The following is a 12,003-nucleotide window of genomic DNA, read 5'->3' on the forward strand; positions in this document are numbered from 1 at the left end:
CCGAAGAATAGCGGGATCGGGTCGGTCAGGTGAAATCCGGGTATGTCCGCGGGCTCGGCCCGGGGCTCGGCGCCGGGGTCACAGCCCCGGCAGGTCCCTGATCCGGTTCTCCGCGACGTCGGGGATGAACCCTGGGACGCCGGAGACCAGGAACGTCCCGTAGAAGACCGCCAGGACGACGGCGAGGGTGGCGAGCCCGACCAGGCCCTTGAACCACAGCGCCTTCGGGGCCAGCCAGTCGTTCCAGTCCCCGAGGCGCGCCTTGCCCCACGCCAGCAGGACCTGGGCCCACACGAACTCGGACGCCAGGATCGCCACACCGACGAAGACGATGACCCAGCCGGGTCCGGGCGCGGGCACGAGGATGAGGCCGCCGATCGTGACGGCCACGCCGATGATCCCGACGACCCACCTGTAGATCCGGTGGGTGTGCGTGTTGGACCGGATCCGGCGCCGCCAGGCCCAGTCGGACTCCTGCTCGGTCTTCTCCTCGGTCACGGGTCCAGCCGTTCGGCCCCCAGGCGGGCGAAGACGGCAGCGGCCCTGGCCGTGACCGGGCCGGGCTCCAGCGAGCGGTCGTCGACCCCGTGGATGGCCAGCACGTCCTTGGTGCTACTCGTGATGAAGACCTCGTCGGCCTCGCGCAGCACGTCGAGCGGCAGAGCCTGCTCCCGCACGTCCATGCCGTCCTCGCGGCACCACTCGATGGTGACCTCGCGGGTGATTCCTGCGAGACAGCCCGAGTCGAGCGGCGGGGTGAGGATCGCCCCGTCCACGACGACGAAGACGTTCGAACCGGTGCACTCACACAGCTCGCCCCGGGTGTTGGCGAAGACGGCCTCGATCGCGCCACGCTCCTTGGCGTAGGCGAGGGCGACCACGTTCTCGGCATACGAGGTCGTCTTGAGACCGGCCACCGCGGACCGCTCGTTGCGGGTCCAGGGCGCCACCGCCACCGAGGCACTGGCGGGCGGTCGCGGCTGCGAACCGGCCGTCACGATGTAGGTGAGCGGGCTGTCGTCACGGTCCGAGCCCAGCGGTCCGGCTCCCCCTGTCACGGAGTAGCGCAACCTGCCGAACTCGATCTCGGCACCGGCCGCCAGGACGGCCTTGGCTCCCTCGGCGATGTAGTCGTGGTCGGCCGGCGGCAGACCCAGGCCGGCGAGGGTCCGGTCCAGCCGACGGGCGTGCCGGGTGGCCGCGAACACGCGTCCGCGGTCGACCTTGGCGGTCTCGAAGGCTCCGTCGCCCACCGTCACCCCGTGGTCGAGAGCCGAGATGGACGGCTCGTCCGGTCCGGTCAGCCGACCGTTGACCCACACCCTGACCTCGCTCATGCCTCCACCCTCCCAGATGCCAGGCCGATGAGTCGCGCTGCTTTCACCCGTGTCTCCTCCCACTCACCCGCGGGATCCGAACCCCACGTGATGCCGGCGCCGGTGCCGAACCGCAGCCGGCGACGACCGCCCTCGTCCCGTTCCGCCCAGAACGAGCGGATGCCCACGGCGAGTTCCGCGGTGCCGTGGTCTGCGTCGATCCAGCCGATGGCGCCGCAGTACGGGCCCCGAGGCACCGTCTCCAGGTCCGAGATGGCCTGCAGCGCGGTGTGTTTCGGCGCCCCGGACACCGAGCCCGGGGGGAACGTCGCCGCCATCACCTCGGGCCAGCGCACCCCGGGGCGCAGCTCACCCGACACCGCGGACACGAGGTGGACCATTCCCGGGTGCTCCTCGGGGCGGCAGAGGTGGTCGACCTGCACCGTGCCCTCCCTGCAGACGTGGGAGAGGTCGTTGCGCACCAGGTCGACGATCATGACGTTCTCGGCGTAGTCCTTCGGCAGCATCGCCTCGAGGCTCGTCGCGGTGCCCTTGATCGGTCGGGACTCCAGCCGGTCGCCGTCGCGCAGCAGGAACGCCTCGGGGCTCGCGGACACGACGTCGAGCCCCGCCGACGGCACCCAGATCCGCCCCGCGTGCGGTGCCGGGTTCCCCCGCGCGAGGAGCTGCGCCAGCCCCTCGAGGTCAGCCTCCTCGGGGAGCTCGTGCGACAGCACCCGACAGAGGTTGACCTGGTAGACCGTGCCCGCCGCGATCCGGTCGCGGACCTCCCCCACCCCAGCGAGGTATGCCGCCTGGTCCAGGCTCGTGGACCACTCACCGCGTAGTGGCCTCCAGGGCACCGCGGGCACGGGCGGCACGCGCTGGGCTGCATCCCGGTCCACGTGGGAGAAGCGCACCGCAGTGACCGACCCCTCGAAGTCGGCCACCACGGCCCAGAAGCCCTCGTCCAGGGACGCCAGGTCGTGACGCACCTCCACCGGGCGGGTGGCGTACCGGCCGCCGAACCGTGCGTGCCCGTTCGCCGCCTCCACGAGGGCGATCCTAGGGCGACCTCCGGTCACCCGCGACGAACGCCCGGAGCGTCGCGGTCGGGGGTCACGATCGGAATGAAAGTGGCCCTCCGCGGGTTCATGTAGTTGAATTCGCAACGACTTCCTACCAGCCTCCCGAGGAGCGCGAGCCCGATGCAGTTCGGAATCTTCACCGTCGGTGACGTGACCATGGACCCGACCACCGGCACGACCATCAGCGAGCACGAACGGATCAAGAACACCGTCGAGCTCGCGCGCCACGCCGAGCAGGTGGGGCTCGACGTGTTCGCCACCGGTGAGCACCACAACCCGCCGTTCGTGCCCTCCTCCCCCACCACCACGCTCGGCTTCATCGCGGCGCAGACCGACCGGCTCCTGCTGTCGACGTCGACGACGCTGATCACCACCAACGACCCGGTGAAGATCGCCGAGGACTACGCCACGTTGCAGCACCTCGCTGACGGCCGCGTCGACCTGATGATGGGCCGCGGCAACACCGGCCCGGTCTACCCGTGGTTCGGCAAGGACATCCGCGACGGCATCCCGCTCGCGATCGAGAACTATGCCTTGCTGCGCCGCCTGTGGACCGAGGACGTCGTCACCTGGGAGGGCAAGTACCGCACGCCCCTCCAGTCGTTCACGGCGACGCCGCGCCCGCTGGACGGCATACCCCCGTTCGTCTGGCACGGTTCCATCCGGAGCACGGAGATCGCCGAGCAGGCCGCCTACTACGGCGACGGCTTCTTCCACAACAACATCTTCTGGCCGATGTCGCACACCAAGCAGATGGTGGCGCTCTACCGTCGTCGCTTCGAGCACTACGGTCACGGCTCCGCGGACCAGGCCATCGTCGGGCTCGGCGGACAGGTGTTCATGCGAGCCAACAGCCAGGACGCGGTGCGCGAGTTCCGCCCCTACTTCGACAACGCGCCCGTCTACGGACACGGCCCCTCCCTCGAGGAGTTCACCCGCGAGACACCGCTCACCGTGGGCTCGCCACAGCAGGTCATCGAGCGGTATGCCGCGATGGCCGACTCCGTCGGCGACTACCAGCGCCAGCTGTTCCTCCTCGACCACGCAGGACTCCCCCACCGCACCGTGATGGAGCAGGTCGAGATCCTCGGCACCGAGGTCGTGCCCGAGCTGCGCAAGATCGCCGCGGCTCGCAAGCCGGCCCACGTGCCTGACGCACCCACTCACGCCAGCCGTCTGGCCGCATCGAAAGTGGAGGTGACCCGATGACGACCACCGCTCGTCGCCTCGTCGTGGTGCAGGCGGGCCTGGGGCAGCCCAGCAGTACGAGGCTGCTCGCCGAGCGGCTCGCGACGGCGACCCAGGACGCCCTGCTCGAGCTGGGCGAGGAGTCGCACGTGACCTTCGTCGACCTGCGGGAGCACGCCCACGACCTGGCCAACGCGCTGCTGACCGGCTTCGCGACCGGCGGGTTGCGTCGTGCCCTCGACGCCGTCCGTGAGGCAGACGCCGTCATCGCGGTGACGCCGGTGTTCCAGGCGTCCTACAGCGGACTGTTCAAGACGTTCATCGACGTCCTCGACGACTCAGCGCTGCGCGGCACTCCCGTGCTCCTGGGGGCGACCGCCGGCACGGCACGTCACTCCCTCGTCCTCGAGCACGCGATGCGTCCGCTGTTCGCCTACCTCAAGGCGGTCACCGTGCCGACCGGGGTCTTCGCCGCCTCAGAGGACTGGGGCAACGGCGCCGTGGATGCCGGCCTGTCGAGTCGGGTCACCGTCGCCGCGACCGAGCTTGCCGAGCTCGTCGCCGCCAGGGCAGGGCGGGCATCTTCGCCGTCCTCGGCCTCCTCGGCATCTGGGGCTGCCGGGGTCGACGAGCTCGCCGACCCGGTTCCCTTCGAGGAGCTCCTCGCCCGGTGAGGTCGGCAGGTGTCGGCCAGGCGCTCTCGGCCACCCACCTGCTCTTTGGTGACGGCACTCCGTCGAGGTAATCCATTGCCCTGCAACGCAATTCGCTGCGCAGGCTCTTGCCACGGCATTCGAACAGGTGTACGATGGTGGTATGTCGATCAGTCCGGTGGCCGTGCAGCGTGACGGGGTCCAGCGCGACCTCTGGGCGCGTACCGCGGCGGTGGCCGGCAGGCTGAACCGGGCGCACGCGGAGCTCGTCGACCTCGCCGCCGAGCTCATGGATGGCGACCACTGGGGCGACGGTGGGTTCCGGTCCCCCGAGCACTACTTCGTCGTCCGGGCGGGGTTGTCACCGGCACACTCCCGAGACGTCGTCGCTGTCGCACGGCGGCGAGCCGAGCTCCCATCGGTGGCCCGCTCCGTCGCTGCGGGCGCGCTGTCGCTGGACCAGGCCGCCGTCGTCGCCCACCACGTCCCTGCGTCGCACCAGCGCTCGGTCGGCGAGCTCGCGCTGCACATGACGGTGCCACAGCTGCGGCACGCCGTGGCCAAGCACGCGTTCGCGGTCCGCGGCGAGGACGACGGCTCGGAGCGCTCGGGCGAGTCGGAGCGCCGCGCCTGCGCCAAGCCCGAGCTGTCCATGCACTACGACCGCGACGGCCGGTTCCAGCTGCGCTACAGCGCACCGGCCCCGATCGGAGCGCTCGTCGAGCAGGCCCTCAAGGAGGCCAAGGACGCGCTCTTCATCGCGCAGTCCGGTGAGACAGCCTCGCCCACCTACGGCGACGCCCTCGAGGAGATCGCACACCGGGCGTTGTCCAGCGTGACGTCGACCAGTCGCTCCAGCCACTACCGGGTCTACCTGCACCTGTCGACCGACGGGGCGTGGGTCACCCACGGCGGAGCGATTCCGCAGCGACTGCTCGGGCGATTCCTCTCCGACGGCGTGGTCCAGCCGGTCTGGGAGACCGACGGCCGCCCGGTCAGCGTCGGCCGAGCCATGCGGATCCTGCCGTCTCGGTCCCGCAGGCTCATCGAGGACCGAGACCGCGGCTGTCGCTTCCCCGGATGCACGGCCACCCGGTTCGTGGAGATCCACCACCTCCGGGCGTGGGCGGCCGGCGGCGCGACCGACGACGACAACCAGGTCAGCCTGTGTCCGTTCCACCACGACGCCATCGACCGCGGCGACTTCACGATCAGCGGCGACCCCACCCGACCCGACGGCCTCGTCGTGACCAACCGCTACGGCTTCCCCGTGCGGACACCGTCCCCCGCCGAGCTGGCCCCATCACCGGATGCTGGGCCGCCAGGTGACGCGGCGGCATACCAACCACCCACCGGTGAGCGCGCTCGCTGGGCCGACATCGAGATCCCACCCGATCGCGACCTGTGGCCGCGCACCCATCTGCACGCTGTCCCCGCGGACTAGGTCGCGTCCTTCGACGCCCGGGGATGTCCCCCCGTGGACCAGCCGTTGCGTGTCGTGCGCCAGCGCCTAGATTGGGTGCAAGTCCCACGCCGTTCAGCGGCTCCCCTCACCAGTCCCCCTCACCAAGGAGTGCCCATGGCCACCACCCGCACCGCATCCGCCCACTGGGAGGGCTCGCTCATGGAGGGCTCGGGCCAGGTCGAGCTCCAGTCGTCCGGGATCGGGACGTATGCCGTGTCGTGGCCCTCGCGCGCCGAGGAGGCCAACGGCAAGACCAGCCCCGAGGAGCTCATCGCCGCCGCGCACTCGACCTGCTACTCGATGGCCCTGTCCAACGTGCTCGCCAAGGCGGGCAACCCGCCGACCTCGTTGGACACCACCGCCACGGTGACGTTCCAGCCGGGCACCGGCATCACGGGGAGCGCGCTCTCCGTCGTCGGCACCGTGCCGGGCATCACCGCGGAGCAGTTCGAGGAGGCCGCGCAGGACGCCAAGGTCAAGTGCCCGGTGAGCCAGGCACTCAGCGTCCCGATCACGCTCGAGACGAGCTTCAAGGGCTGATGTGCCACTGCCGGGTGGCCGCCCTCGTGGCGACCACCCGGCACACCTGTGTTGCGCGCTAGAACTCCTCGTTGAAGGCGACCGAGCCGGACACCCCGACCTGGTAGGCCGAGACGCGACGCTCGAAGAAGTTCGACAGCTCCTGGACGTCCTGCAGCTCCATGAACGCGAGTGGGTTCGTGGACCCGTACTCGGGCTCGAGCCCGAGCTGCTCGAGCCGACGATCGGCGACCGACTCCAGGTAGGTCCGCATGTCGGCGACGGAGAGGCCGGCCACGCCTCCCCCGAGCAGGTCCTGCGCGAACTGTGCCTCGGCGTCGACCGCGTCGCGCATCATGGCCCGCACCTGGGCGGCGAGCTCGTCGTCGAACAGGTCGGGCTCCTCACGCCGCACCGTCTCCACGACGTCGAACGCGAACGCCATGTGCATGGACTCGTCGCGGAAGACCCAGTTGGTGCCGCTCGCCAGCCCGTTGAGCAGTCCGCGTGACCGCAGGAAGTACACGTAGGCGAAGGCGCCGTAGAAGAACAGCCCCTCGATGCACGCCGCGAAGCAGATCACGTTGAGCAGGAACGCCCTTCGGTGGTCTCGGGTCTCCAGCTTGTCGAGGTCGAACACCGAGTCGATCCAGCGGAAGCAGAAGTCGGCCTTGTCCTTGATCGAGGCGATGTTGTCGACCGCGGCGAACGCCTCGCGCCGTTGCTCTTCGTCGGGCACGTAGGTGTCGAGCAGCGTGAGGTAGAACTGCACGTGCACGGCTTCCTCGAACAGCTGCCGGCTGAGGTAGAGCCGTCCCTCGGGCGAGTTGATGTGCTGGTAGAGGTTCAGCACCAGGTTGTTGGCCACGATGGTGTCGCCGGTGGCGAAGAACGCAACCAGCCGCCCGACGAGGTGCCGCTCGGCGTCGGTCAGCCGCTGGAGGTCCTTGAGGTCGGTGTGCAGGTCGACCTCCTCGACGGTCCAGGTGTTCTTGATGGCGTCGCGGTAGCGCTCGTAGAAGTGCGGGTAGCGCATCGGCCGCAGGGTCAGGTTCATCCCCGGGTCGAGCAGCATCCGGGTCTCGGTGTGGTCGGTCGCGACGGTCGTGGTGGTCTGGTCGATGGTCACTGGCAGGCCTCGCAGCTCTCGGGGTTCTCGAGGGAGCACGCGATGGCGTCTTGGTCGGACACGGGCTCGTCGATGACGGTCGGGATGGGCGCGGCGACGGAGGTGGTCGCCTGCTGGATGCGGGTCGCCGGGCGGGACCGCAGGTAGTACGTGGTCTTCAGTCCGGCTTTCCACGCGTAGAGGTACATCGAGCTGAGCTTCCCGATGGTCGGCGACGCGAGGAACAGGTTGAGCGACTGGCTCTGGTCGATGTAGGGCTGCCGTGCCGCCGCGAGGTCGATGAGGGACTTCTGCGGCAGCTCCCAGGCGGTGCGGAAGAGGACCCGCACGTCCTCCGGGATGCTCGCGATGCCCTGCACCGAACCGTCGCTGCGCTTGATCGCCTCCCGGACCTCGGGGGTCCACAGCCCGCGCGCCTTGAGCTCTCGGACGAGGGCGGTGTTGACCTGGAGGAACTCCCCCGACAGCGTCTCGCGCTTGAACAGGTTGGACACCTGCGGCTCGATGCACTCGTACGCGCCGGCGATCGAGGCGATGGTCGCCGTGGGTGCGACCGCGATGAGCAGCGAGTTGCGAAGTCCATTCGCCTTGATGGCGTTCCGCACCGCCTCCCAGCGACCCGCCTGGGTCGGCGTGACGCCCCACAGGTCTGGTTGCAGGTCACCCCGCGCTGCGCGCGTCTGCTCGTATGCCGGGTGCGGCCCGTGCTCGGCGGCCAGCTGGGCGGACTGCTCCAGGGCCGAGAGGTAGACCTCCTCGGCGATCCGGGTGGACAGCTCCTGGGCCTGCGCAGAGTCGAACGGCAGCCGCAGGGCGAACATCACGTCCTGCAGGCCCATGACGCCGAGGCCGACCGGTCGCCACCTGGGGTTGGACGCAGCGGACTCGGCCGACGGGTAGTAGTTGATGTCGATGACCCGGTCGAGGTAGGTCACGGCCGTCCGCACGGTCGCCCGGAGCTTGTCCCAGTCCACGCCGTCACGAGCGAGGGTCAGGTGCTGGGCCAGGTTGACCGAGCCGAGGTTGCACACGGCCGTCTCGTCGTTGCTCGAGACCTCGATGATCTCGGTGCACAAGTTGGACAGGTGCACGACCGGCGCACCCGGCTCCTGCTCGTCGCTGGTCTGGTTGCAGGTGCGGTTGCTGGCGTCCTTGAACGTCATCCAGCCGTTCCCGGTCTGCGCCAGGGTGCGCATCATCTTGCCGTAGAGGTCGCGGGCGCTGACCTGACGGACGACGCGACCGTCACGCTCCGCGGCGGCATACGCCTGCTCGAAGGCGGGGCCCCAGAGGTCGGGGAGCTCGGGCACCTCGTTCGGGTCGATCAGGCTCCACTGCTCGTCGGCCTCGACGCGACGCATGAACTCGTCCGGGACCCAGTTGGCGAGGTTGAGGTTGTGGGTCCGCCGGGCGTCCTCGCCGGTGTTGTCGCGCAGCTCGAGGAACTCCTCGATGTCGGGGTGCCACGGCTCGAGGTAGACGCACGCGGCACCCTTGCGCCGGCCGCCCTGGTTGACGGCGGACACCGATGAGTCGAGGGTGCGCAGCCACGGGACGATGCCGTTCGAATGGCCGTTGGTGCCCCGGATCAGCGCACCGCGGGAACGCACTCGGGACCACGAGATCCCAATGCCCCCAGCGAACTTCGACAGCTTGGCGACCTGGGTGTAGCGGTCGTAGATCGACTCGAGCTGGTCCTGGGGTGAGTCGACGAGGTAGCACGACGACATCTGGGTGTGCCTCGTCCCGGAGTTGAACAAGGTCGGCGAGCTCGGCAGGTAGGCCAACGAGGCCATCAGCTGGTAGAAGGCGATCGCCTCCTGCGGGGTGTGCGACAGGCCGCAGGCAACGCGGAGCAGGAAGTACTGCGGCGTCTCGATGACCATCCGGGTCTCCGGGTGCCGAAGCAGGTACCGGTCGTAGACGGTGCGCAGCCCGAAGTACTCGAACCGGCGGTCGTGGGAGACGTCGACGGCGTGGTCGAGCTTGCGGGCGTTCGCCTCGACGAAGGCTGCGGTCGCGTCGCCGATCAGGCCTTCGAGGTGCCCGAGCCGGATCGCCTGGCTGAACGAGGCGATCTGCTGGCCCCGGACCTCCTTGTCGATGTAGTTCGACAGCAACCGGGCGGCGAGCCGGGAGTACTCCGGCTCCGCGCCGGTCATCTCGGCCGCAGTCTGGATCGACAGCCGGTCGAGCTCGGCCGTGGTGGCACCGTCGTAGAGACCGCTGATGGTGCGCGTGGCGATGGCCAAGGGGTCGACCTCGGTCAGGTCGTCGCACCACCGCTCGACGGCCCGGACGATCTTCATCACGTCGACGGGTTCGGCGTCGCCGTTGCGTTTGCGCACGGCCATCGTCGTGCGCCGGGAGGTCGTTGTCGCCACGACCTCGGTGGTTTCGGGGCTGGTGTCGGTCACGGCTCTCTCCTCGCGAGCGAATCGGTGCCGCGGTCGCGAGGAGGAGACGACGACGCAGCCACGCATCGCTGCCGACAAGGCGTGCGACGGAGTGCTGCGTATGCCGTGTGACCCGCCCTCGAGGCCACGACTCACCGCACACGGTGTGCGCGGTCGCTGGCAGGTCTTCGGACTCGCGGACGTGTCGTGCCGGTGACTGGCCGTGGTCGGTCGCCGACTCGGTTCCTACTGGCCGTCGCTTCCCACTCGCGGGCGCGAGCAGTGCTTGATGACGGCGGTCGTTTCCGCTTACCGCTGCGGGGCAGTCCCGGAATCTCACCGGGTTCCCTCTTGCCCCGAAGACCGATTGCGCGGCCTCCGGACCAGCAAGAGACACCATATGCGGGAGGTGGGTGCAAAGTCCAGCACCACATGTTGGGTCCGCGTGTCGCATCCCTAGGATTGCCTCCATGCGGCGCGCCACCCCCTTCGTGGCAGGCGCGGTGCTTGTCGTGCTGGCCCTGGTGGGGTGCACCGCCCCTCGCGGCGAGGCGGGCGCCGCGGCCGCAGGCGCCACGGCATACCCGCGGCTGACACCTGCCTGCCCGCAGGCGCCGCCCCACCGCACGCCGGTCACGGTGACCGTGGCACAGCTGAACCGGATCGTCGCCGGCCTCGACCTGCCCCTGTGGCAGGCCGGTGACATCGGCGCCAGCGCCCGGCTGCCCGACGGCCGGATCGTCTGGGTCTTCGGCGACACGGTGCGCCGCGAAGGCATCTCCCCGCGCATCGTGGCTAACTCCATGCTCGTCACCAGCGGCCTGTGCACCGCCCAGGTCGAGATGGCCGCGCGCGGGCCGGTGATCCCGGACCGCGCCGACGGGATCGTCCACTGGCCCATGTCGGTCGTCTCCGTGTCGCGCGCGGACGGCAGCTTCCTCGTCGTGGTCACCGCCCGGATCCGGCGCGGTTCGGCGAAGCCCTTCGACTTCACCTACTTGGGCAGCAGCGCAACGGTCTTCGGGGTGCCGGCAGGTGGCGCCCCGTACCTGCTGCACCAGCTCGACATCACCCCCGACGACCCGGCGCCCGACCAGGTCAACTGGGGCTCGGCGATGACCGTGAGCGGCGACTGGCTCTACGTCTACGGCACCCGGCTGCCGGCTCGCGGCTCGTTCGGACGAGCCCTGTATGCCGCGCGGGCACCGGTGTCGAACGCGCGCGACCGCTCCACGTGGCAGTTCTGGGACGGCGGCGGGTGGGTGTCGGAACCGAACCTCGCTGCGGTGATCCTCCCCGCGCAGGGTGGGGTGTCGCAGACCCTGTCCGTCGATGCCGTCGACGGCCATTTCGACATCGTCTCCAAGCGCGACGGCGACCTGGGCGACACGGTCTACGCCTGGTCCTCCGACTCGCCCGTCGGTCCCTGGACCCCGCGCCGTGGGACGAGGGCGCAGTTCCAGAGCCCCTCGGGACAGCTCACGTACGCGCCACTGGCCCACCCGGGAATCGCCCTGTCCGACGGCAAGCTGCTCATCTCGATCTCACGCAACACCACCGACTTCGGCCGTCTGCTCAAGGATCCGGCTCTGGGCCGACCCGTCTTCGCGGAGATCGACCGTCCTTGACGACGCGGGTCTGCTGACGCAGTCTCCCGACGGGACCCCGGGCCGTTCGGGTCGTCGTGGGCGATGATGGTCCCCGGACAGTCGACACTCCCCCCGACGGAAGAGGCCACTGGCATGGCGACCACGACGTTCACCGTCAACACGACGCTGTCGCCCAGCGCGGTCATGGCCGTGATCACCGACTTCGGTCCGCAGCGCTCGACCTGGTGGCCCAACGTCGACGAGGCTCACTTCACGGTCCACGACCAGGGTCCGGACTGGGCGGAGGTGACCGAAGGCACCGGGATGGGCTGGGAGCGCGAGCGGTACTCGTGGGACACAGCCTCGGGGATCGTCACGATCGAGACGCTCGACTCGAACCTGTGGGGACCCGGCAGCGGTTGGCGCTACGAGATCATGCCCGCTCCAGGGGGCGCCGACCTGCGGGTCTCGCTCACCCGGCTGCCGAAGTCGTTCACGGGCAGGCTCATCGCGGCGCTGATCCCGATCGCCGGGCCACGCGCCCTCGGCAAGCAGTTCCAGTCGGTCCTGCGCAGGGCCGAGGTCCACTGACCGGAGGATGTCAGTCTCGGGCCTCTGTCCGATTTCCGGTGCCCGACTTGCGCGGGCTGCGTGCAGTTC

General features: G+C 69.8%; 11 protein-coding genes and 1 riboswitch. Of the genes, 6 read left to right on the plus strand and 5 right to left on the minus strand.

Features of this window, described 5'->3' with window-relative positions; genetic code table 11:
• Window positions 1-78: 78 nt before the first annotated feature.
• Genes BJ986_RS15520 through BJ986_RS15530 form a run of 3 tightly spaced genes read right to left on the minus strand, consistent with a single transcriptional unit; the run spans window position 79 to window position 2,371 of the window.
• Window positions 79-498, minus strand: a complete 420-nt coding sequence (locus BJ986_RS15520) for a TIGR02611 family protein (protein ID WP_179423159.1) — start codon at window positions 496-498, stop codon at window positions 79-81.
• Window positions 495-1,337, minus strand: coding sequence for an aminotransferase class IV (locus tag BJ986_RS15525; RefSeq protein ID WP_179423161.1), 843 nt, complete (start codon window positions 1,335-1,337; stop codon window positions 495-497). The genes BJ986_RS15520 and BJ986_RS15525 overlap by 4 nt, the downstream gene beginning before the upstream one ends.
• Window positions 1,334-2,371, minus strand: coding sequence for a chorismate-binding protein (locus tag BJ986_RS15530; protein WP_179423163.1), 1,038 nt, complete (start codon window positions 2,369-2,371; stop codon window positions 1,334-1,336). Before BJ986_RS15530 ends, BJ986_RS15525 begins: the two co-directional genes overlap by 4 nt.
• A gap of 153 nt (window positions 2,372-2,524) precedes the next feature.
• On the opposite strand from BJ986_RS15530, the gene BJ986_RS15535 reads away from it, so the two are divergent.
• The 4 genes from BJ986_RS15535 to BJ986_RS15550 all read left to right on the plus strand — a co-directional run bounded on the left by BJ986_RS15535 (window position 2,525) and on the right by BJ986_RS15550 (window position 6,250).
• On the plus strand, window positions 2,525-3,613 hold the full coding sequence (locus tag BJ986_RS15535; RefSeq protein WP_179423165.1) for an LLM class flavin-dependent oxidoreductase: 1,089 nt from the start codon (window positions 2,525-2,527) through the stop codon (window positions 3,611-3,613).
• A complete protein-coding gene (locus BJ986_RS15540; protein ID WP_179423167.1) occupies window positions 3,610-4,266 on the plus strand; it encodes an FMN reductase in 657 nt (218 codons plus the stop codon). Before BJ986_RS15535 ends, BJ986_RS15540 begins: the two co-directional genes overlap by 4 nt.
• A gap of 142 nt (window positions 4,267-4,408) precedes the next feature.
• The gene (locus tag BJ986_RS15545; protein ID WP_179423169.1) at window positions 4,409-5,689 is read left to right on the plus strand and encodes an HNH endonuclease signature motif containing protein; all 1,281 of its coding nucleotides are present in this window, start codon (window positions 4,409-4,411) and stop codon (window positions 5,687-5,689) included.
• 135 nt (window positions 5,690-5,824) lie between these two features.
• Window positions 5,825-6,250: an OsmC family protein gene (locus BJ986_RS15550; protein ID WP_179423171.1), complete on the plus strand. Its 426-nt coding sequence runs from the start codon at window positions 5,825-5,827 to the stop codon at window positions 6,248-6,250.
• A 58-nt stretch (window positions 6,251-6,308) separates the two neighbouring features.
• Here the strand turns inward: BJ986_RS15550 and BJ986_RS15555 are convergent, their stop codons facing one another.
• Both BJ986_RS15555 and BJ986_RS15560 read right to left on the minus strand, forming a co-directional pair.
• Window positions 6,309-7,358, minus strand: coding sequence for a ribonucleotide-diphosphate reductase subunit beta (locus tag BJ986_RS15555; RefSeq protein ID WP_337795435.1), 1,050 nt, complete (start codon window positions 7,356-7,358; stop codon window positions 6,309-6,311).
• Window positions 7,355-9,775 (minus strand): ribonucleoside-diphosphate reductase subunit alpha, encoded by a 2,421-nt coding sequence (locus tag BJ986_RS15560; RefSeq protein WP_337795436.1) that lies wholly within the window; start codon window positions 9,773-9,775, stop codon window positions 7,355-7,357. Before BJ986_RS15560 ends, BJ986_RS15555 begins: the two co-directional genes overlap by 4 nt.
• Window positions 9,776-9,916: 141 nt before the next feature.
• Window positions 9,917-10,157, minus strand: a riboswitch (cobalamin riboswitch).
• Between the two features lie 67 nt (window positions 10,158-10,224).
• On the opposite strand from BJ986_RS15560, the gene BJ986_RS15565 reads away from it, so the two are divergent.
• Together BJ986_RS15565 and BJ986_RS15570 are read left to right on the plus strand one after the other, a co-directional pair.
• Window positions 10,225-11,382, plus strand: a complete 1,158-nt coding sequence (locus BJ986_RS15565) for a DUF4185 domain-containing protein (protein ID WP_179423173.1) — start codon at window positions 10,225-10,227, stop codon at window positions 11,380-11,382.
• 114 nt (window positions 11,383-11,496) lie between these two features.
• Window positions 11,497-11,934: a hypothetical protein gene (locus BJ986_RS15570; protein WP_179423175.1), complete on the plus strand. Its 438-nt coding sequence runs from the start codon at window positions 11,497-11,499 to the stop codon at window positions 11,932-11,934.
• Window positions 11,935-12,003 lie beyond the last annotated feature (69 nt).

This window comes from Pedococcus badiiscoriae, assembly GCF_013408925.1.
GTDB lineage: Bacteria > Actinomycetota > Actinomycetes > Actinomycetales > Dermatophilaceae > Pedococcus > Pedococcus badiiscoriae.

What these genes read in the sequence shown, in the direction of transcription:
- BJ986_RS15525 (WP_179423161.1), bottom strand. Translation starts at nt 1,337, where the DNA reads ATGAGCGAGGTCAGGGTGTGGGTCAACGGTCGGCTGACCGGACCGGAC.
- BJ986_RS15535 (WP_179423165.1), top strand. Translation starts at nt 2,525, where the DNA reads ATGCAGTTCGGAATCTTCACCGTCGGTGACGTGACCATGGACCCGACC.
- BJ986_RS15540 (WP_179423167.1), top strand. Translation starts at nt 3,610, where the DNA reads ATGACGACCACCGCTCGTCGCCTCGTCGTGGTGCAGGCGGGCCTGGGG.
- BJ986_RS15545 (WP_179423169.1), top strand. Translation starts at nt 4,409, where the DNA reads ATGTCGATCAGTCCGGTGGCCGTGCAGCGTGACGGGGTCCAGCGCGAC.
- BJ986_RS15550 (WP_179423171.1), top strand. Translation starts at nt 5,825, where the DNA reads ATGGCCACCACCCGCACCGCATCCGCCCACTGGGAGGGCTCGCTCATG.
- BJ986_RS15565 (WP_179423173.1), top strand. Translation starts at nt 10,225, where the DNA reads ATGCGGCGCGCCACCCCCTTCGTGGCAGGCGCGGTGCTTGTCGTGCTG.
- BJ986_RS15570 (WP_179423175.1), top strand. Translation starts at nt 11,497, where the DNA reads ATGGCGACCACGACGTTCACCGTCAACACGACGCTGTCGCCCAGCGCG.